The 21,055-nt window shown below is 38.9% G+C and carries 16 protein-coding genes and 1 pseudogene; 14 read left to right on the top strand and 3 right to left on the bottom strand.

Annotation, left to right across the window (positions count from 1 at the left end; genetic code table 11):
* Positions 1–212: 212 nt before the first annotated feature.
* The 7 genes from pdaA to JFV29_RS10260 all read left to right on the top strand — a co-directional run bounded on the left by pdaA (position 213) and on the right by JFV29_RS10260 (position 6,857).
* Entirely contained in the window at positions 213–998 is a 786-nt protein-coding gene (pdaA, locus tag JFV29_RS10290; protein WP_201183011.1) for a delta-lactam-biosynthetic de-N-acetylase, read from the top strand.
* Between the two features lie 122 nt (positions 999–1,120).
* Positions 1,121–2,005, top strand: a complete 885-nt coding sequence (locus tag JFV29_RS10285) for a DNA-3-methyladenine glycosylase (protein WP_201183009.1) — start codon at positions 1,121–1,123, stop codon at positions 2,003–2,005.
* The gene (rlmD, locus tag JFV29_RS10280; protein ID WP_201183007.1) at positions 2,002–3,384 is read left to right on the top strand and encodes a 23S rRNA (uracil(1939)-C(5))-methyltransferase RlmD; all 1,383 of its coding nucleotides are present in this window, start codon (positions 2,002–2,004) and stop codon (positions 3,382–3,384) included. The genes JFV29_RS10285 and rlmD overlap by 4 nt, the downstream gene beginning before the upstream one ends.
* A 117-nt stretch (positions 3,385–3,501) precedes the next feature.
* Positions 3,502–4,020, top strand: a complete 519-nt coding sequence (locus JFV29_RS10275) for a DUF1456 family protein (protein ID WP_053344379.1) — start codon at positions 3,502–3,504, stop codon at positions 4,018–4,020.
* A 627-nt stretch (positions 4,021–4,647) separates the two neighbouring features.
* The gene (locus tag JFV29_RS10270) at positions 4,648–5,424 is read left to right on the top strand and encodes a transporter substrate-binding domain-containing protein (protein WP_056522466.1); all 777 of its coding nucleotides are present in this window, start codon (positions 4,648–4,650) and stop codon (positions 5,422–5,424) included.
* A gap of 57 nt (positions 5,425–5,481) precedes the next feature.
* The gene (locus JFV29_RS10265) at positions 5,482–6,126 is read left to right on the top strand and encodes an amino acid ABC transporter permease (protein WP_053344381.1); all 645 of its coding nucleotides are present in this window, start codon (positions 5,482–5,484) and stop codon (positions 6,124–6,126) included.
* Entirely contained in the window at positions 6,123–6,857 is a 735-nt protein-coding gene (locus tag JFV29_RS10260; protein ID WP_207205099.1) for an amino acid ABC transporter ATP-binding protein, read from the top strand. The genes JFV29_RS10265 and JFV29_RS10260 overlap by 4 nt, the downstream gene beginning before the upstream one ends.
* 297 nt (positions 6,858–7,154) lie before the next feature.
* On the opposite strand, the gene JFV29_RS10255 is transcribed toward JFV29_RS10260, so the two are convergent.
* Positions 7,155–9,662, bottom strand: a complete 2,508-nt coding sequence (locus JFV29_RS10255; RefSeq protein WP_201183005.1) for an NEW3 domain-containing protein — start codon at positions 9,660–9,662, stop codon at positions 7,155–7,157.
* A 271-nt stretch (positions 9,663–9,933) separates the two neighbouring features.
* On the opposite strand from JFV29_RS10255, the gene JFV29_RS10250 reads away from it, so the two are divergent.
* From JFV29_RS10250 to tnpB, 7 genes and pseudogenes are all read left to right on the top strand, one after another.
* Positions 9,934–11,160, top strand: a complete 1,227-nt coding sequence (locus tag JFV29_RS10250) for an ROK family transcriptional regulator (protein WP_201183003.1) — start codon at positions 9,934–9,936, stop codon at positions 11,158–11,160.
* Positions 11,160–12,251, top strand: a complete 1,092-nt coding sequence (locus JFV29_RS10245; protein ID WP_056522461.1) for an extracellular solute-binding protein — start codon at positions 11,160–11,162, stop codon at positions 12,249–12,251. The genes JFV29_RS10250 and JFV29_RS10245 overlap by 1 nt, the downstream gene beginning before the upstream one ends.
* A gap of 15 nt (positions 12,252–12,266) precedes the next feature.
* Entirely contained in the window at positions 12,267–13,379 is a 1,113-nt protein-coding gene (locus JFV29_RS10240; protein ID WP_201183001.1) for an ABC transporter ATP-binding protein, read from the top strand.
* Entirely contained in the window at positions 13,376–15,064 is a 1,689-nt protein-coding gene (locus tag JFV29_RS10235) for an ABC transporter permease (RefSeq protein WP_201182999.1), read from the top strand. Before JFV29_RS10240 ends, JFV29_RS10235 begins: the two co-directional genes overlap by 4 nt.
* Positions 15,065–15,079: 15 nt before the next feature.
* Complete coding sequence (argH, locus tag JFV29_RS10230) at positions 15,080–16,564, top strand: argininosuccinate lyase (protein WP_201182997.1); 1,485 nt, start codon at positions 15,080–15,082, stop codon at positions 16,562–16,564.
* A 290-nt stretch (positions 16,565–16,854) separates the two neighbouring features.
* Positions 16,855–17,448 (top strand): MepB family protein, encoded by a 594-nt coding sequence (locus tag JFV29_RS10225; RefSeq protein ID WP_201182995.1) that lies wholly within the window; start codon positions 16,855–16,857, stop codon positions 17,446–17,448.
* 236 nt (positions 17,449–17,684) lie between these two features.
* Positions 17,685–18,889, top strand: a pseudogene (gene tnpB, locus JFV29_RS10220) (IS200/IS605 family element RNA-guided endonuclease TnpB).
* Between the two features lie 461 nt (positions 18,890–19,350).
* Here the strand turns inward: tnpB and JFV29_RS10215 are convergent.
* Positions 19,351–20,817, bottom strand: a complete 1,467-nt coding sequence (locus JFV29_RS10215; RefSeq protein WP_201182993.1) for a sodium:solute symporter family protein — start codon at positions 20,815–20,817, stop codon at positions 19,351–19,353.
* Positions 20,814–21,014, bottom strand: coding sequence for a DUF3311 domain-containing protein (locus tag JFV29_RS10210; protein WP_053344391.1), 201 nt, complete (start codon positions 21,012–21,014; stop codon positions 20,814–20,816). The genes JFV29_RS10215 and JFV29_RS10210 overlap by 4 nt, the downstream gene beginning before the upstream one ends.
* Positions 21,015–21,055 lie beyond the last annotated feature (41 nt).

Below are 21,055 nucleotides of genomic sequence, written 5' to 3'. Positions count from 1 at the left end.
GTCATCGGCAAAAATTCGACTTACAGAAAGATAATTCGTCCTACAGAAAGATAATTCGTCCTACAGAAAGATAATTCGACCGTCACCGGCAAAAATTCGTCCTAAGAACAAAAAATGACCGTCACCACGAAATATTCGACCTATGACAATATCATGCATATAAATCTTCATGTTCCAAACACTAAGAAAAAAAGAACATGGGGGATAATCCAATGAAAAAAATGGCGATTCTATCCGTTTTTATATGCTTAATCTGCTCTTTAGCAAGTCCGGCTTTTGCGGAGTCCTATAATTGGGGCTTCAATAAAGGGAAAAACGGAACTCCTGCCGATGCAGGAAAAAACTTCAATGAAATGCTGCCTAAATATGAAGCAATTTATAAAGGTGACACAACGAAAAAAAACATATATTTAACGTTTGATAATGGTTATGAAAATGGATATACGGCACATATCTTAGATGTGTTAAAAAAACATAAGGCCCCAGGAACTTTTTTCGTCACTGGTCATTATTTAAAAACCGCACCGGAGCTTGTTGTCCGTATGGCGAATGAAGGTCATATCGTCGGAAACCATTCCTGGAATCACCCTGATATGACCGGTGTGACGGATGAAGTCATTCGCACGGAACTGCAACGGGTTAAAAAAGCAACTGAAAAATTAACGGGCCAACAGGGGATGAACTACCTAAGGCCGCCGCGTGGTGTATTCAATGAGAGAACAATGAAAGTCGCACAAAAAGAAGGATATTACCACATTTTCTGGTCGCTTGCTTATAAAGACTGGGTCGTTGACCAACAAAAGGGTGCAGCTTACGCTCATGATGAAGTGCTTAAACAGATTCATCCAGGGGCGATTTTATTACTGCATACTGTTTCAAAAGATAATGCAGAGGCGCTTGACTCGATTTTGACTGATCTTGAAAAACAAGGATACAAATTCAGCAGTCTGGATGAATTAATGATTGAAAAACACCTGCCAAATCGAATGCTTTATTAAAATAAAAAGCGGAACCTGAAGTGAGATTACAGGTCCCGCTTTTTTCCATTCTCCTCATTTTTAAGTAATATTTCAGGAAACATGCTATAATACGTGGAAAACTGCTAAAGGATGGATCGCTTGTGTGGACGGAAAAATTACAGGTCCAGGGACCATATAATTTCGACCTTGTTCTCGAACGATTATCGTTAGACCCACTTCAAGTAGTTGATTTTACTAACAGAACGGTAAAAGTTCCGCTTTATATAGAAAAAGAACCAGTCGTTTTGCATGTTCAGGCAATAGGAAACATCGAAGAACCGACCTTTATCATTAAAGGTCAATCAGAGGAATACAAGTCTAAAGCAATCGAACGGTTAAAAAAGGTTTTTCATTGGCATCAGCCATTAGAAGGCGTTTCCCAGCATTTCCGAGAATCTGATTTGAGGGGAATCTTTGAAGAGCACCGCGGTACAGCCATAGTCTTGGACTTCGATTATTACAGTTGCCTCGTCAAATGCATCATACATCAGCAATTAAACTTGTCTTTTGCGCATATACTCACGGAGCGGTTCGTGAAAACATTTGGCTACCAGATAGATGGTGTGTGGTTTTATCCAACACCAGAAACGACCTCACAACTTCAGGTGGAACAGTTAAGAGCCATTCAATTCAGTGGCCGAAAAGCTGAATACGTCATCGGACTATCCCAGCAAATCACTCATGGCCATCTTAATCTTGATCTGTTGTCAGAGCTATCCGATCAAGAGGTTATGGATATACTAATAAAAATACGCGGAATCGGTAGATGGACGGCTGAAAACTTCCTGCTTTTTGGACTCGGAAGGCCGAACCTTTTTCCAAAAGCCGATATTGGCATTCAAAACGCCATAAAACTTTTATACGGCTTACCGCAGAAGCCAACCCAAGAAGAAATGGAATCCTACAGTGCAAAATGGTCTCCATATCTAAGCTACGCTTCCCTCTATTTGTGGAGAAGCATTGAAAAACGGAGTGAAAAGAAATGACAAACATGCAAGATACAACACTAGAAGTAAATCAAACCCTTCCATTAACCATTAAACGGCTTGGCATAAACGGAGAGGGAGTCGGCTACTTTAAAAAGAAAGTCGTATTCGTCCCAGGAGCATTACCAGGTGAAGAAATTGTAGCTTTAATAACAAAAGTGCAGCCAAACTTTTCTGAAGCAAAAATAAAAACCATCCGGAAAGAATCGCCACACCGCATTGCCGCACCATGCCCAATCTACGCAGAATGCGGTGGCTGTCAACTACAGCATTTAAGCTATAGTCAACAGCTTATTGAAAAACGCGATATCGTCATTCAAGCGATGGAACGTCATACGAAATTCCCGATTTCTTCATTAAATATACAAGAAACAATCGGCATGGAAGATCCATGGAACTATCGCAACAAAAGTCAGTACCAAGTCGGTCAGAAAGATGGCAAATTGATTGCCGGTCTTTACGGTTTGAACTCCCATAACTTGATCGATATTCCCAACTGTCTTGTCCAACACAAGGCTACTAATAAAGTAACCCGTACGGTGAAGAAGATACTAAAGAACCTGAATATCTCGATCTATAATGAAAGAAAGAGAAAAGGTGTGATCCGAACAGTCATTACAAGAGTTGGCTTTGAAACAGGCGAAGTACAGGTGGTCTTAGTTACAGGAGCGGAAGAAATTCCACAAAAAGATCAATTGCTTAAGCAAATTCGTGACCAACTGCCGGAAGTGAAATCGGTCGTTCAAAATATTAATAACCAAAACACATCACTTATTTTTGGCGAAAAGACGATCCATCTGGCTGGCGAAAAAGTCATCAACGAAACATTGGGTGATCTATCGTACGAACTATCGGCCCGTACTTTTTTCCAACTTAATCCAGTTCAAACAGTCCGCATGTATGACGAAGTGAAAAAAGCGGCAGCCCTAACCGGTACCGAAAAAGTCGTTGACGCGTATTGCGGCGTAGGAACCATCGGACTTTGGTTATCGGAAGATGCAAAAGAGGTTCGCGGAATGGACGTCATCAAAGAATCCATTGAAGACGCCAAGAAAAACGCCATAAAACACAAACGTACCAACATGCACTACGAAACAGGAAAAGCCGAAAACATCCTGCCGCGCTGGAACAAAGAAGGATGGAAACCGGACGTATTAGTCGCCGACCCACCAAGAACTGGCCTGGACCAATCCTTACTGCAAACTATCCTAAAGGTCAAACCAAAAACCATTGTGTATGTATCATGTAACCCATCCACATTGGCAAAAGACCTACAAGAATTGAGCGCTTTATATAACGTAGAATCCATGCAGCCTGTGGACATGTTCCCGCAGACGAGTCATGTTGAAGTTGTGACGAAGTTGAAAAGGAAAGAATAAGCAGAAGGATCCGAGAATCTGTAAAAGGTTCTCGGATTTTCATCTGCGTTTATTTCAATCCATTTGTGAAATAATGAAGGTACTGTAAAAAATAAGAAATATACAGGAGGTTTATGGATGCATAATCATGATATTTTAATTCGATTAAGATATGCGCTGGATATAAAAAATAAAGATATGGTAGAGATATTTAAACTTGGGGATATTGAAGTAACAAGAGAAGAAGTCATGCAGATGCTCACAAAACCAAAAGACGGTTTCTATGATGAATACGACGACGATGATATGGATGATGAAGGTATAAAATGTAACAATACGATGTTGGAATCTTTTTTAAATGGCTTGATCATTTTTAAAAGAGGGAAACAAGAACCAAAACCCGGCCAGCCAGAAAACCCGGCACCTACTGCAAAGAATAAGGAAAGCATGAATAATATTCTGCTAAAGAAATTGAAAATTGCGCTGACATTAACAAGCGAGGATATGATTGATATCCTGGATGAAGCAGGAGTCATGATAACTAAAGGAGAATTAAGCGCCATCTTAAGAAAAGTTGGTCATAGAAATTATAAAGAGTGCGGGGATAAATTCGCCAGGAATTTCTTAAAAGGGTTAGCTTATAAATATAGGGGATAAGGGAGCAGTAAAGTAGTTGAACTAAAACTACTATATGAATGAGATGCTCATACCAATGCTCAATTTTTTTGGAAAGTTACTTAACCGTTAATAAGAAATAAAAGAATCCTAATTTCTCATTTATGACCCTGAGAAAATTAGGATTTTTTGCAAACTTCACCAAAATCCAATGTTCCGCCACATACGCTCTACACATGTTGAAGTAGTAACAAAATTAGTTTTAAAATAAAATAGTAGACACTAATTAAAGTTGTGCATAAAGTGTGGACAAAGGAAGGAGAGAAGAAGGAGAAATCCCAATCCCTCAAGCCTTTCTCCTATCCTTGTGCATAACTTTTTTTAGAGGGGAGAAAGAACGACCTTATATATTATGGAGAAAAATGAAGTACAGCAATGAGGGTGTTTCATTGTAAAAAGCCCATTCTATTGAAACTTTTTTTAGTATACGTTTCAATACCAGTTTCTAATTACCATCAGATAGACAAGATTAGGAAAAACATCCATTAATATTATTTAAAGAAAATAATATATATTCAAAAAATTCATATTATAATACTTTATACTTATGCTATATTATAGGGAGAATTATTAATTATCACGTATAATCTAAGAATTGGAGTGATTTGAATGAAGAAACTTGGTTTATTTAGTATGTTTTTGATTCTTACTATCATTATCTCAGCTTGTGGAAGCAATGATGAAAAAAATGCAGGTGAGAAAGAGAAAAGTCAAAAGGTATATAAAGTTGGTGTGGATACGACATATCCTCCCTTTGAATTTAAAGAGGGAAACGACTATAAAGGTATTGATATTGAATTAATCAATGCAATAGCAAAAGACCAGGATTTTAAAATCAAATTTTCTCCAATGGATTTCGGTGGAATTATTCCAGCGATGCAAGCCAATCAGCTTGATGTCGCTATTGCAGGAATGAGCATTACAGAGGAAAGAAAAAAGGTAGTAGATTTCTCAACGCCGTATTTTGATGCAGGATTAACAGTGGTTGTTAAAAAAGATAATACAAGTACTAAATCAGTCGATGACCTTAAAGGAAAGACCATAGCAGTGAAAAAAGGGACAACCGGTGCTAAATATGCACAGGATAATTCCAAGGAACTAGGAATTAAAGTTGTTCAATTTAATGATAGTCCAGCTATGTTCCAGGAAGTAGCAAACGGTAATGCCGAAGCACTTATAGAAGATTATCCTGTTATCTCCTATGCAATTGCTCAAAAGGACCTTGGGTTAAAAATCGTAGGTGATCGTTTGAATGGAGATCAGTATGGAATTGCTGTATTGAAAGGGCAAAACCAGGATTTATTGAAAAAAATAAATGACGGTCTTGCTAATCTTAAAAAAGATGGAACATACGATGAAATATTAAAAACTTATCTTGGTGAATAGATTTATGCTTATTAGGCGCGCTTAAAGCGCGCTTTCTTTTTCTAAGGGGTGAATAGAATGGATATAATTGTTGCGGCATTGCCTATTTTATTAAAAGGACTTCAGGTGACACTTTATATCTTTGTAATTGCCATTATCCTAGGTTTTTTGATTGGTTTAGTGGTGGCCTTGCTGCGACTTGCTCCTATCAAGATCTTGAACTGGATTGCAAAGGTTTATGTAGATGCGATACGAGGAACGCCGTTTATTGTGCAATTGTTTTTTATATATTTCGGTGTGAATTCACTGAATTTGATTTCTTTAAACAGTACTACAGCTGGAATAATTACCGTTGCCATCAATGCAGGGGCCTATTTTGCTGAGATAATAAGAGCGGGAATTCAATCCATCGATAAAGGGCAAACAGAAGCGGCAAGATCAATCGGATTCACTGGTACTCAAACAATGCGATATGTAGTACTGCCACAAGCCTTTAGAAGGATGCTTCCTACCATTACGAACCAATCGATCATTAGTCTAAAAGATACATCTCTATTATCCGTTATCGGTATAGCGGATTTAACACAGCAAGGGCAGATTCAGGCTTCGGCAACCTTTGAAGCGTTCAAGATTTGGCTTGTTGTTGGTGTGATTTACTTTATCATCATCTATTTGTTAACCCTTATTGCTAACTTCATAGAAAGGAGGGTACAAGTTCGATGAGCATCATTACTGTAAAAAACCTGAGAAAATCATTTGGAACTATCGAGGTTTTAAAAGATATTAATGCAGAAATAAAAGAAAAGGAAGTAATTTGTGTAATAGGACCTTCTGGATCTGGAAAGAGTACATTTCTGCGCTGCCTGAATCTTCTTGAGGAAGTTACGGGCGGTGAGGTGGTCATTAATGGACATGATATTACTGACCCTAAAGCGAAAATCAATATCAACAAAGTTAGACAAGAGGTTGGAATGGTTTTTCAACATTTCAATCTATTCCCTCATAAAACCGTGTTGGAAAACATAACGTTGGGGCCTATTAAAATTCGTGCCACCGATAAAGCTGAAGCGGGAAGATTAGCGCTTGAGTTACTGGATAAGGTTGGGCTAAGGGAAAAAGCAAATAGCTATCCAGGAGAACTATCCGGAGGACAAAAACAACGGGTTGCCATCGCAAGGGCATTGGCCATGAATCCGAAGATTATGCTATTTGACGAGCCGACTTCTGCACTTGACCCTGAAATGGTCGGAGATGTTTTAGAGGTAATGAAACAACTTGCTAAAGAAGGTATGACAATGGTCGTTGTTACCCATGAAATGGGCTTTGCCCGGGAAGTTGGAGATCGTGTCATATTCATGGACGGAGGGTATATTGTAGAAGAAAATGAACCGAATGAATTATTCGGTAACCCTCAGCATGTTCGAACCAAAGCCTTCTTAAGTAAGGTGCTTTAGGAAGGTAGAGTGTGGGAATGAATGGCTAAAAGAGTGAATGCTTATCACTTAAGAGGCTTATAAAACTCACCGACGTAGAAGTTAAAATAAATTAAAGTTGTGCATAACGTGTGGACAAAGGAAAGAGAGAAAAAGGAGAAATCCTAATCCCTCAAGCCTATCTTCCATACTTGTGCATAACTTTTTTTGTTTTAGAGGTAAAGGTTAATCGTGTTCCGCGCCAAGCTTCAATAAGGCTAAGCATTCATACAAAAAAGTAACCTATGCATTCAACACCTGCACAGGTTACTTCTCTAGTTACTGGGCTCCGTAACTAATCAAGTTCGTCATGATTCGATATCCTCCTGGTACTTGGCTTTGAATTTGCCGGTAGAGGACAAGGTTGGTGTAGAGATAGGTTCCTTTACCGTAATTGGCCATTAGGATTCCACCATCAAATGGTTCTTCATTTGGATCAGCCATGGAAATGAAAGTTTCAAATCGTTCGTCCCATTTCATTGGGAAGTACAATCCTCTTTCTTGAACCCAATTGTTCCAATCGTCCGTTGTTATTTTGTTTGGATAGTTGAAAAGCGCTGATTCTGGTTTCAATACGTTTACTGTGGCTTTTTCATCGGTTACTCTCCAGCGAATGGAGGGATTTCCGATTGTAAGTGGATATGGAGCAGTCGTCAGGGCATCCCATCCATCACCAGGTTTGTGGTATTGAACGACAAGGTGACCGCCGTTTTCTACGTATTGAAGTAAGCGCGCGTTATTTGTCTTTAGATCTTCTCGAGATAGATAAGCGCGTATACCTGTAACAATCGTGTCGTATTGGCTCAAATCACCTAATGCTAAATCATCAGCTGTTAGCTTTGTAATATTAAGACCTGCGTTGCTTAAGTAATCGGCTACTTTGTCAAATCCACTCTCAATGTAACCTACTTTTAGTGAAGCTGGCATTAAAAGCTCAAATGCAACGGTGTTGATTGCTGCTGGGTATTGGTAATAGAATGTTCCAATATGGTCATAGGAAATTTCTTGAATGGTAGAATCAAAGGTTTTTCCATTGACAGTAGCTTCTGCTTTTAGCTGATATTCACCATTTTGAATCGTCTTCGGTGGTATAAGGGTGAATTTTACTTGTTTTTCTTCTGATTTTTCATTAAATGATACGGTTGCTTTTGTAGGTGATACTTTCCAATTTTTTGGTATTTTTAAAGCGACATTTGCTGATGTTTTTCCTTCTGTATAATTTTTTACAGTTACGGTTACTGGTATTTCTTCCTGTACATCTGCTGTGTTTACCACGATGTCTTCAGGTGAAAGGGTAAGACCCACATCAGGTAGGACAGCGATTGTTCCTTCCAATTCTTCTGTGATGGTAGTCTTGGTTTTACCGGATTCATATGAAATGTTGGTTGTAATAGCTGATTTGTCATAAGCATGGTAATAGGAAGCATCTTTTGGAACGTTAACCTGGTAGGTGATGGTCTCTGATTTATTTGGTGCTAGATTGATTGCTTTAGATTTTGTTTTAGCTTTCCATCCTTTAGGCACGTTCAATTTAGCAGAGAATTTTTTCAATGTTTGTTTTCCGGTATTCTTCACTGTTACGGTTACGTTCGTGTTTTGACCTTTTGTAAGGATCGCGGAGGCTGATTTTGCTTGAACATATAGTCCTGAAGAGACATAACTAACGTTTTGTAATTGCTCTTCTTTTAATGAGAGCTTATGAAGCAAGTCGTTCTTCAACTCAGAGTTTAGCTTTGCCTTTTTAATTTGCGAAGTAAGTGAACGTACATGAGAAAGAGCTGTTTGGGATGTTGTGAAAACACGTTGATCATTCGGATAGGCCGCAACAACAGCGTTCAAATCCCGTTGTACATTTTTAAAATCAGATTTTAACTTTGAAGCTGAAACTGGGAGTTTATCAGCCCATTCGGTAAAATTATAAGGTACTCCTGCAAAAAGGTCTGACTGGCCTTTCGTATCAACTGCACTTTGTTTCAAATCTAGATGAACCTGGCGAGGTGCTGCAGGGATATCAGAGCCCATTCCTTGGCTTTTATGCAGATAGCGGGATTGTTCTCCAAGCTGTGGATAAGTCATACCGTATATTGGGTCATAGGTACCGATTTCAATGGATGTGGTGGCTTTATCTGCGGAGGAAACAGGTAAATATAATTTTTTCACTTGCCATACCGATAGACCTTGTTTCAATTGTTGTGGAAAAACAGATGGATTAGCCGCATCCTTAAAAGCACGTTCACTTAAGATTGTCATTGTACGATGATGTCCATGCTGGGTATCATCATTTTGGAAGGATGGCATCAATATATCAGGCTGATATGTTCGGATAAACCGGATAAGCCGTTCATATGTGAGTTCCTCGCCCCATTTTTCTAATGTTTCTTCTGGTGTTTTCGAGAAGCCGAAATCATAGATGGGATCAGAGGTTGTTTCACTGAGATGATAGGCTTTAACCCCGGTAATTTTTGCAGCTTCTATCATTTCTCTTGAACGGATAATTCCAAGAGCATTGTCCAGTTCATCCCCAATTTCATTTTGTCCGCCTTCACCACGGTTCGCAATTAGGCTGGAGGTCTTCACACCTAACCCTCTCGATAAATAGGCGAGAAAGTCGCTGCGCTCATCATCTGGATGGGCACCGCTGTTTAAGAATGTAACGGTTGTCTCGAGTGGCTTGACCGCATTCCATAACTCAACATTAGGTTTTTCCTTTTTTGCTGCGTTACCTGCGAGCGGCAATAGTGAAAAAACTAACAAAAGTGAAAGCAAAGGTACCAAAATTTTTTTCATGCCTTCCTTTAACCCCTTTCAAATTTAATAAAAATCCTAAGCTTTTTTGAAGACTATGAAAAGTATGTTAGTAATATTACCTAACTAACTTGATGAAAAAGCTTATCTAATAAATAACATAATAGGTTATAATTGTAAATGAACCGAAATAACTACTAAAAACAGAGTATTCGAAATAATAAAAAAATAACTTGTGCACTTTCTTGATTTAAGTTATATTTTTACTTAATTAGTAAGATTTACTAACTAAATAATGTAAGGCCGTGATGTGATGAGTTTTAAGCGAACACCCAATCATCAAAAATACGTAAATAAAAAAAGAATCATTCAATGCATCCAAGAATGTTCATCTATTTCAAGGGCTGAAATCGCTGTTAAGCTTCAGCTTAGTAAACCGACAGTTTCTCTTGTTGTAGATGAACTTATACAGGAGAAATGGGTATTTGAGAAAGGAATAGGAGAGTCCTCTTCTCAAGGCGGGAGGCGGCCAATCCAGCTCTTTTTCAATGAGCGAGCGGCATATATCATAGGAACCGATATTGGCGGAACAAAAGTGAAAATCGTTTTATGTGATTTAAGTGGCAACATCCTTGCTGATACTAGTTTTTCAACAAATATTTATCTACAATCAGGTCTTCTTAAACAAATGGCTATTGAAACAGAGCGGTTAATTGCAAAGAATCAGATCGCGAAAGATAGGATTTTAGGGATGGGAGTTGGGATTCCTGGTATTACACAAACAGCAAGTGGACTAGTGATTGAGGCACCGAGTTTAGGGTGGATTCAGTATCCATTTATAGCCGAAGCGAAACGGTATTTCGATTTCCCTATCTTTGTCGACAATGATGTGAATGCTGCTGCGCTAGGTGAACAGTGGCTAGGGAACGCACAGAATAAGCGAAATGTACTGTTTATTGCAGTTGGCACAGGGATAGGAAGCGGCATTATCTTGAATAACCAGTTATACAGAGGAGCTTCGAGTGCAGCTGGAGAGATGGGATATATGGTAACTAATAAAGAGGATATGAAGCGTGAATTTAAGCCGATTTTCCACAGATATGGCTATTTAGAAAGTGTTGCAGGAGGAAAGTCCATTGGTGCTCATTTTACTAGAGCAGTTCTTAAGGATCCTCATCATTCCTTTTTTGAACGGGCCCAGTCTTCTGAACTATCAGGTGAAGATGCTTTTTTGTTTGCAAAAAAAGGAGATTCGACAGCTATAGCTGTCATTAATGACGCCATCGAACATTTAGCCTACGGAATTGCCAATGCAGCCTGCTTGCTAAATCCAGAGGTCATTATTTTAGGAGGTGGTGTATTAAATTCATCTGAATACATTTTACCTAGAATTCGGGAGATTGTTGATCGATATCTGCCAAGTTTAGTAGAAATGAAAACTTCACAACTGGGAGAAAACGCAGGAGTTTTGGGAGCGGTTTCCCTATTTTTAAGAGAACATGATAGCATTTTGAATTTTCATAATGAGGGGGATTATTAATGAAAAATAAGAAAAAGTCGTTTGTTTCAGTGCTAACCTTATCGGCAGCTTTATTGATTTCTGGATGTAGCAGTACAGATACAAAAACGAATTCGAATGCAGGCGGTGCCAAAGAAGAAAAAAGTGAATTAGAAGATAAGATTGTAGTTTATTCACCGCATGGAAAAGATATTTTATCAAAATTCGAGACTCAGTTTGAAGAAAAATATAGCATTGATGTTGAGTGGCTTGACATGGGGTCTCAGGAAATCCTTGATCGTGTTCGATCAGAGAAAACTAATCCGCAGGCAGATGTTTGGTGGGGAGCACCTTCCACGAACTTTAACCAAGCAAAGGATGATGGACTGCTAGCTGCTTACCAACCTACCTATTCTGATAGTCTTGATGAAGGGTTCCACGATCCAGAATGGTATTGGACGGGAACGAGCCAGACTCCAGAAGTCATCATGTATAACAGCAAGGAACTATCAAAAGACGAAGTACCAAAAGATTGGGATGAGCTGCTTGACCCGAAATGGAAAGATGAAATTATCATTCGCTATCCGCTAGCATCTGGAACGATGAGGACGATTTTTTCTTCGATGATTTATCGCACGTATAAGGATACAAATGATCCTCAAGAGGGCTATGATTGGTTAACGAAGCTCGACCAAAATACAAAAGAATATTCAGCCAACCCGGAAATGATGTATAACAAAGTAGCCAAAGGAGAGGGTTCACTATCTGTTTGGGCAATGCCGGACGTTGTCATGCTGAAAGAAAATAAAAACTATCCGTTTGAGTTTGTTATTCCAGAAAGCGGAACACCGGTGTTGACAGAAGGAATTGCCATTGTTGAAGGTGCGAAGCATCCAAAAGCAGCTGAAGCGTTTTATGAGTTTGTGAACTCACCAGAAGCTGCGAAAATTTTAGCTGAAGAATTTTATCGGATTCCGACAAGAAGTGATGTGACGGATTTACCTGAATGGATCACGGAAACAGATATTAAAACGATGGATATTGATTGGGATGTTTTCCAAGAAAAAGGTGACGAGTGGATGAAATATTGGGACGAAAATATTAAAAGTGGAGATAAAGAAATAAAAGAATAAGGAAGTGTCGTTGGGATGGCGTCAATAAAAATAGAGAATGTCCAAAAAGCCTTCGGAAAAACGATAGCTATCGATCATTTAAATCTGGAAATCAAAGACGGTGAGTTTTTTACCTTTTTAGGTCCAAGTGGCTGCGGTAAAACGACAACCCTTCGGATGATTGCTGGGTTTTATTATCCAACAAAGGGTGTCGTCCGATTTGGCGACAAAGATATGACGCGAGTCCCTCCGGAGAAAAGAAATACTGGCATGGTTTTTCAAAACTATGCCCTTTTTCCTCACATGACGGTTTTTGAAAATGTAGCCTTTGGATTGCGCGTGAGAAAAGTTTCTTCAAGCGATTTAAAGGGGAAAGTGCTGGATGCACTTCGCAAAGTCAGGCTGGAGAACTACTCGGATCGTCAAGTGAGCCAGTTAAGCGGAGGACAGCAGCAGCGTGTAGCCCTTGCGAGAGCACTTGTTATTGAACCGGAAATATTACTGTTGGATGAACCATTAAGCAATTTGGATGCCAAGCTTCGTGATGAAATGAGAGCAGAAATCTTAAGACTGCAGCGTGATTATAAGATTACCACCATTTATGTCACACATGATCAGGCAGAGGCATTATCCATGAGTGATCGGATCGCCGTGTTCAATTTTGGGGTGTGTCACCAGGTCGGGACTCCGGCAGAAATTTATAATCAGCCCGCTAATGATTTTGTGGCGAGTTTTATTGGTGAGATTAATCTATTGTCCGTTCAAGTGAAGAACGTTCAACAAGAGAATATAGTGGTTACCCTAGAAAACGGTGAAGAACCGGTAAAATTACTTGTACATAATCACACTAATGAAGGAGAGTTAATTCAACAGAATGAAAAGAACCTTGCAGTTTCGATTCGTCCTGAAGCAATCCGTATTCTTGATAAGGTCAAAGAAGGAACAAATATCTTAAAAGGAAAAATAGAATCTGTCCAATTCTTTGGATCTGTTGTGAATGTAATGGTGGGTGTTCATAACGTGTTACTGAGGGTGGACGTGTTAAACACACACGAATTCGGATACTTTTATCAAGGGAAGGAAGTGTATGTACAACTTCCGGAGAAACAGTTGCGCCTCATCCCGGTCATAAGCGGTGATGCTCCATGATTAAAAATCGTGATACAAGGTTGACGATTTGGCTTCTTATACCAGTTGTATTAGTGCTCGTAGCGTATGTTCTCTATCCATCATTGAGAACCTTTTTTGAAAGTTTGCAAAAAGACGGATCGATAACTTTCGGAAATTATCAGGATTTTTTCGTGCAGGAATCGAAAACGAACTTAGAGGCTCTATGGAACTCTGTTTATATATCAATTTTAAGTGTATTGGCTAGTTCCTTGATTGGTATTCCGCTTGCGATTATTTTTAACCGTTACGATTTTCCAGGCAGAAGCTTCTTTTCAACTGCAGCGATTTTGCCGATTGTTCTTCCATCATTGGTAGGGGTTATGGCCTTTATGTTTTTATATGGAGAATCAGGATTAATTCCAAATGCTATTAAGGATTTGTTTGGTCTTGATAAAGTTCCTTTTAAAATTGGCGGGGTTTCGGGAATCCTAATCGTGCATGCCTATACGATGTATGTATATTTTTATATGACCGTATCCGCTGCGATCAATAAAATTGATCCGTCTCTTGAAGAAGCTGCATATAACTTAGGTGCGAATAAGTTCAAGGTATTTTGGAAGGTGACATTTCCATTATTAACACCTGCCATCGTTGCCGCTTCTTTACTTGTATTCATGATTTCAATGGCTTCATTCAGTGCCCCGTTTTTATTAGCTGGTGGGTACAGAGTGTTGAGCTTGCAAATATATTTTTCGAAAATTAATGGTGATATGGAAATTGCTGCTACTCAATCTGTAATTCTTTCCATTGTTTCGATTTCATTTCTATTATTCATGCGTTGGTATCAGAATAGGAAAGATTACCGCATGGCTTCAAAAGGAATCGGGGCACACAGGAGTGAAGTGAAAAATCCGCTTATGAAGTGGGTGATGGTGGTAACGGGTATCATCGGCGTACTTATTCTGCTTTTACCGCACTTTACGATTCTATTGCTTTCACTTGTACCGGATGGAACCTGGACGTTTCAAACGTATCCAACAGTATTTAATGTGGAAAATTACCGGCTTTTGTTTGAAGACCCTAATATTTTTAAACCGTTACGAAATAGTTTACTAATGGCTGTTATTGCCACACTAGCAAATTTGGTGTTTGGGGTCATAGCGTCCTATGTTCTTGTCAAACGGAAATTCATTGGGAAAAGCTTTATTGATATTCTAGTCATGATTCCATGGGCCTTGCCTGCAACGGTTATTGGGATGAACTTGATATTTGCATTTAATGAACCTAGCGTTTTTTCTTTCGGTCAGATATTAGTAGGAACATTTTGGATTCTGCCCCTTGCCTATTTCGTTAGACATATTCCGCTTGTTGTCCGCTCAACTAACGCCGTTCTAGAGCAGCTTGATGACTCGATTGAGGAAGCAGCAAGAAACTTGGGGGCAAAGTGGTTTTATACCTTCAGAAAGGTCATTTTACCGATTATTATGCCTGGCGTTTTATCAGGGACATTATTAGCCTTTATCGAGTCTGTAGGAGAATTCCCAACCTCAGTCCTATTGTATACGATTTCTAACAGACCTATATCTATTGAAATTATGAATCAGCTTCGGATGTTCAATATGGGGCAGGCAGCTGCTTATGGGATGATTCAAATCACGCTGATTGTTATTGTTCTCTTTATTTCGAACAAGTTTTTTGGAATCAAAGCAGAAAAAGCCTTATAAATCGGGGGTAAAAAGATGAGTAAGCTGGATGAATTTATCAAAAATGAAGGTAGTGTTTTTCCAGGAAAAACATATGTAGAAGAGCTTCTAATGCCAGTTTTTAATGATCAAAGAGATTACTTATTTCATGTGATGTTCGATATTCATCGAGCACATGTGATCATGCTTTCAGAACAAAAGATTATTAAAGAAGAAGAAGCAAAAATTATGCTGGATGGGATTCGGAAAGTGGCTCAAACAGATCTCACCCTCCTGACCTATCAACCCCAATTCGAAGACTTATTTTTCATGATGGAGGCAAAGATTGGCGAAGAAATCGGTCATGAGCTTGCAGGAAAGATTCATATCGGTCGCAGTCGTAATGATATGGGAGTTGCAATGTATCGGCTTGTTTTGAGGGGCCATCTTCTTCAATTAATTGGCTATGCAGACCAATTGAGTGAGTCATTCTTGGTGCAAGCTGAAAAGCATATAGAAACCTATATTACGGGTTACACGCATACTCAGCCAGCTCAGCCGACTACATTAGGCCACTACTTTCTAGCCATTTATGATGTTCTTCAAAGAGATATTGGAAGGTTATGGGCAGCCTATGAAACGGTGAACCTATCTCCTCTGGGAGCGGCCGCATTAACCACAACTGGTTTTCCAATCAGCAGGAATCGTACCGCTGAACTGCTTGGATTTGAGGCGGTTGTTGAAAATTCCTATGACTCGATTGGCGGGGCCGATTATTTATTAGAAACTGCAACTGCAATTATGACGTGCATGGTCAATACTGGAAGATGGATTCAAGATTTTTTGCAGCATGTGACAAGAGAGTTTGGTACATTTTATGTGGCAGATCCTTATGTTCAAGTAAGCAGTATCATGCCGCAAAAAAGAAATCCAGTATCAATTGAACATTCCCGATCGATTGCCAGCAGTGCGTATGGTGATGCGCTTGCTGCAATGAATATGATCCACAATACTCCATTTGGTGATATCGTCGATACGGAAGATGATTTACAGCCGCATTTATATCGAGCATTTTCGAATGCAGGCCGTGTCATGAAACTAATGTATGCAGTCATATCAACCTTGAAAGTAAATGAAGAACATACAAAAAAGATGGCCGCAAAATCAAGTATCACGGTTACTGAATTAGCAGATACTCTATCAAGAGATTACGAGATATCATTTAGGAAAGCTCATTCCATAGCTAGTCATATTGCAAAACGGTCGATAAGTGAAGGGAAAGAGTTATATGACTGGGACACACAAGACATTAATAAGATTATTAATGAATTCGTTTCAGTGAATATAGCAGAAGACGAATGGAAAAAAATCATCTCTCCCGAATATTTTGTGGAGATTAGAAGCATTCAAGGTGGACCTAGTCCGAAAGAAGTTTCGAGGATGATTGTGAATAGAAAACAAAAACTAGAACAACAGGTGCAGGAATATAAGGAAATTGTTAAAGCTTTGAATGATAGAAGGAAAGCTTTAGTGGAATATTGAGGTTGCAGCTTTGGAAAATCCCGTAAGCAGAACAAGTGGAAAAGTCAGCATAATGATTAAAGACCCGGGAGGAAGTTGCCTGGGTTTTTTTTAGGTTCATTCCATTTTATTTAAATGTCATCTAACTATTTACAGGGCTAGGGCTCTGATAAATAATGCTGTTGATAATTGAATATAGCGAACGAATGTTCTAAAATGAGGGGACAGAACGAGAGTGAGGTGTATCGAATGGCTTTATAAGAGAATATAGTAAATTGACTAGAAAGCTTTAAAATGGAGGATTAGAACAGATGGATGAGAAAAATCAAGACTTATTAGAATCAGATCTCAGCGTTCAAAATTCCGGGGCTTCCTCTGACACAATTCATAGTGACCTTCTTGCAACAAAGGAACTTGTTTATAGCCCGTGCAGGTTTGAGTTCTCACAACCACTAATAGAAGCACAAAACGCTGAATATGGAGCCTATATATTCAAGTTGAATACCCTTTCCATTAGATTTCGTGTGGCTAAAATTACACCTACAAAGGTTGGACAATTTGTGACTTTGTGGGAGAGAATTGGGGATGGAGCGATTCAACCATATGACATATCAGATCCAGTTGATTTGTTTGTTATTAGTACTCGCAAAGGTAATAACTTTGGTCAGTTTGTATTTCCAAAAGCGGTTTTATTTGATCAGAATATAGTATCTAATAAAGGTAAAGGTGGTAAACGAGCAATACGCGTTTACCCACCTTGGGACAAGCCTACTAGCCGTCAGGCACAAAAAACTCAGATATGGCAGCTAAAATATTTCATAGAGATACCTATAAATACACCAATAGACTGTGTTCGTGTTCAAATGCTTTACAGTCCAAATCACGCAAGTCAATTAGAAAAATAATTATGGTCTCTATGGATTTGGGAATATGGTACAAAAGAGTTGTTAGCATTTGATGAATTATTATCAGTATCGTTAAACATAGGCATGAATAAAAGAATCTTTTTATCATTTCCCGCCAGAAGACTCCCTCTTCAAGCGTGTGAAGGGCGAGATGAATGGCGGTTGGCATAAGCCAAAGTAATCTTTTGGCAAACAAACGTTCGATGTTTAATAATAACTATAAGGGGGTGATACCAATGGTCGTAAACAAAGCTTATAAATTTCGAATCTATCCAACTAAAGAACAACTAGTTCTAATCAATAAAACGATCGGCTGCTCCCGTTTTGTCTATAACTTCTTTTTAGGCAAACAAAAGGAGAAAGATGTCTGCTGGTATATTTGTGAAGAAATGAAGCAGAACGGCCAATTACCCTCTAATGAATGGAAAGGTTCTTTTCTGAATAAATACGCAACAATCAAAGAACTTCCAGCTTTAAAGAAAGAGTATTCTTTCCTGAAAGAAGTAGACAGTATTGCCTTACAGAAATCGGTGGAAAATTCAGCAGATTCCTATAGTCGATATTATAAAAAGCAAAACAAGTCACCACGCTTCAAATCGAAAAAGAATCCTATCCAGTCCTATACGACTAAACATACGAATGGGAATATTGGAATTGTTGGAAACAAAATCAAATTGCCAAAACTCGGTCTAGTTCGTTTTTCTAAAAGCCCGAAGTCGAAGGGCGAATCATCAATGCCACAATCAGGCGGAACCCTTCGGGTAAATATTTCATTTCCATTTTAGCGGAAACCAATGTACAAGTACTTTCTAAAACGAATCGTTCGTGCGGTGTAGATGTTGGTTTGAAGAATTTTGCTATTCTTTCAGATGGTACGGTCTATCAAAACCCAAAATTCTTCCGGACGGTCGAAAAGAAATTGGCCAAAGCACAACGGATTCTTTCAAGGCGACAAGAAATAGCCTTGAATCAAAATAAACCATTGGCTGAAGCCAAAAACTATCAAAAACAAAAACGAAAAGTGGCTATCCTACACGAAAAAATTTCAAATGCCCGAATGGATTACTTACATAAAGTTTCTACCGAAATCATCAAAAACCACGATGTTATTGGAATGGAAGACTTGCAAGTGTCGAATATGATGAAAAATCACAAACTAGCTAAAGCTATTAGTGAAGTATCTTGGTACCAATTCAAAAAAATGTTGGAATACAAAGCAAAATGGTATGGTAAACAAATCGTGACCGTATCTAAAACGTTTGCTTCTAGCCAATTGTGTTCTAGCTGCGGTTACCAAAATAAAGACGTTAAACATCTGAACCTTCGTGAATGGGATTGTCCTTTTTGTACTACTCACCACGATCGAGATATTAACGCAGGACTCAATCTAATGAATGAAGCCATAAGGCTTCTAACCGTAGGAACTACGGGAGTAGCCTAATTAAAAATTGGTCGATAGGCTAATGTTCTTAGGAATCCCCCACTTCAATCAGACCGTAAGGTCGATAAGTGGTGGGTAGTTCAACGTATACTTACACGAATTCCTGGAGTTTTTCTTTCAGGGATTTTGATTTCTTGAATCTGAAAAAAGTGTACAGCTGACTGAACCGTAAATTATATCTTGTACTTTTCATCAGTATGATCTTTTGAAAAACATTTTATCTGCTGAGTGCCAAGGCTCTTCTGTCTTTCATTACACGTGTATTAAGAGAAAAATAGACGGTTTAAGGGAGAAAAACGCCGAAAAAAGAAGTGTGTATCCTTTATGGGGTATGAGATACATAACAATCGAAAGGCTCAGTCATTTGACTGAGCCTTTCGATTGTATAATTTACGGTGCACTTTTAATCCCCAAAAAACCACCGTCAAAGAAGTACTTCATATATCTTTAACAGATTTAGATTATTTTGCGGGATCTACCTGAACCGAGAGCTTTCTGAAAGCGAGACTTACAGTAATCATAACAAAGAAATTGACCGCCAAGGCAATGATTCCAACATTCAAATCCTTCGCTGCCTGTGGTAAGGATGGAAACATGGTACCTATGGTTGAATGACTAAGCGTAATGTAGGTTACGATGGCCAATCCGCAGATGATCCCGGCGATCGCTCCATATTTGTTGATGGTATTAGTCTTTTTCAGGCTAAAGAGAAGAGACGGAAATAACTGTGTGATAAGACTGTATCCCATGAGAATTAATGCTGACATCGTTTCGCCGCCGTTTAAGGTAAAGTAGACTGCAATTAATGCAATAACAGGAACGAGGAACTTTGCTAATCTTACAACGTTCCGATCGGATACTGTAGGTGCAAATTCCTTATAGACGTTTTTCGCGAGCAGTGTAGCCACACTCATTAAAAGCATGGATCCTGGTACTAATGCGGTCAGCACTCCAGCTCCGCCGATTATGCCTATAAACCATGGATCAAAGGTCTCAATAGAAAGGCGCAGCAACGAGAGGTCTGCATCTGCCCCAACGAGTCCAGGCACTTTCAATATAGCAGTAAATCCTACAAAAAAGACAAATAACAACATGAGCGTATATAACGGACTGATTATAGCATTTTTACGAAATACTTTCCCGCTGCGCGCCGAATAGACAGCGCTGAAAACTTGGGGCCACATGTAAAAACCAAATACAAGCAATATTACCGTGGAGATAAACCATGAAACACTAAGCCCCTGTTCAGGAAGCTTTAGAAAACCAGGCTTGGCTGCATTTACGGCCTCAAACATCGGTTGAAAACCACCAAAGTAATGAATAGGAAGATAAATTCCTAAGAATCCTATAATCACGATCATCATGATATCTTTAATGACTGCTGTCCAAACTGAGCCGTGTATTCCAGAAATCATAACATAAATGGTAAGGCTGATTGCTCCCATCCAGACCGCGGTAGACATTGAAATTGCTCCATAAGATGCTTCTGAAACAATAATCCCTAATCCTTTAAGTTGCACGACAATCACTGGAATCATAGATACCACACCGACAAGTGCTGCCAGAATTCCTAAGCTTGGGCTCTTATACTTGCTTACAAAGAAATCAGATTGAGACATTAGACTATTTTCTTTGGCATATTTCCATATTTCCGGAAGAAGCCAATATGACAATACATAAGACAAAGTAATGTAAATAAGGACGTATAAAGCGGGTGCACCCTTACCATAAGCCCAGCCGCTGCCGCCAAGGAAGGAAAACGTCGTATAAATTTCTCCAGCCATCAATAGAAAGACGAATATAGCACCAAAACCACGGCCTCCAACCGTCCATTGTTCCAAATTCATGTCTTTTCCTTTTGAAGATCGAATACCTAAAAAGATTGATAAAAGTAAAAATCCTAAAATAATTAAGAGGGAAATATTCATTCCTGGTCACCTTCCCGATTTCTGGGGTCCAACTTATACATGATGCCCAAAATAACGGATGTAAGGACCACCCACATAGCCATCCAAAACATATTAAAAGGCATCCCTAATACATAAGGTTCTATTCTGTTAACAAACGGAAGAAATCCTAATATGCCTATAAAAGGAACTAGAGTAAGTATATATATAATCTTCATTAATCCAACCCCTCCATTCTAAGTGAAAAGTCATTCATATC

It is taken from the genome of Peribacillus sp. TH16 (assembly GCF_016651095.1).
In the GTDB taxonomy this organism is placed as follows: domain Bacteria; phylum Bacillota; class Bacilli; order Bacillales; family DSM-1321; genus Peribacillus; species Peribacillus butanolivorans.
This window is presented reverse-complemented; position numbering and strand designations above follow the sequence as displayed.

Excerpts from the sequence above, each read along its gene's own strand:
- pdaA (WP_201183011.1), top strand. The coding sequence starts at position 213 with ATGAAAAAAATGGCGATTCTATCCGTTTTTATATGCTTAATCTGCTCT.
- rlmD (WP_201183007.1), top strand. The coding sequence starts at position 2,002 with ATGACAAACATGCAAGATACAACACTAGAAGTAAATCAAACCCTTCCA.
- JFV29_RS10275 (WP_053344379.1), top strand. The coding sequence starts at position 3,502 with ATGCATAATCATGATATTTTAATTCGATTAAGATATGCGCTGGATATA.
- JFV29_RS10270 (WP_056522466.1), top strand. The coding sequence starts at position 4,648 with ATGAAGAAACTTGGTTTATTTAGTATGTTTTTGATTCTTACTATCATT.
- JFV29_RS10265 (WP_053344381.1), top strand. The coding sequence starts at position 5,482 with ATGGATATAATTGTTGCGGCATTGCCTATTTTATTAAAAGGACTTCAG.
- JFV29_RS10260 (WP_207205099.1), top strand. The coding sequence starts at position 6,123 with ATGAGCATCATTACTGTAAAAAACCTGAGAAAATCATTTGGAACTATC.
- JFV29_RS10255 (WP_201183005.1), bottom strand. The coding sequence starts at position 9,662 with ATGAAAAAAATTTTGGTACCTTTGCTTTCACTTTTGTTAGTTTTTTCA.
- JFV29_RS10250 (WP_201183003.1), top strand. The coding sequence starts at position 9,934 with ATGAGTTTTAAGCGAACACCCAATCATCAAAAATACGTAAATAAAAAA.
- JFV29_RS10245 (WP_056522461.1), top strand. The coding sequence starts at position 11,160 with ATGAAAAATAAGAAAAAGTCGTTTGTTTCAGTGCTAACCTTATCGGCA.
- JFV29_RS10240 (WP_201183001.1), top strand. The coding sequence starts at position 12,267 with ATGGCGTCAATAAAAATAGAGAATGTCCAAAAAGCCTTCGGAAAAACG.
- JFV29_RS10235 (WP_201182999.1), top strand. The coding sequence starts at position 13,376 with ATGATTAAAAATCGTGATACAAGGTTGACGATTTGGCTTCTTATACCA.
- argH (WP_201182997.1), top strand. The coding sequence starts at position 15,080 with ATGAGTAAGCTGGATGAATTTATCAAAAATGAAGGTAGTGTTTTTCCA.
- JFV29_RS10225 (WP_201182995.1), top strand. The coding sequence starts at position 16,855 with ATGGATGAGAAAAATCAAGACTTATTAGAATCAGATCTCAGCGTTCAA.
- JFV29_RS10215 (WP_201182993.1), bottom strand. The coding sequence starts at position 20,817 with ATGAATATTTCCCTCTTAATTATTTTAGGATTTTTACTTTTATCAATC.
- JFV29_RS10210 (WP_053344391.1), bottom strand. The coding sequence starts at position 21,014 with ATGAAGATTATATATATACTTACTCTAGTTCCTTTTATAGGCATATTA.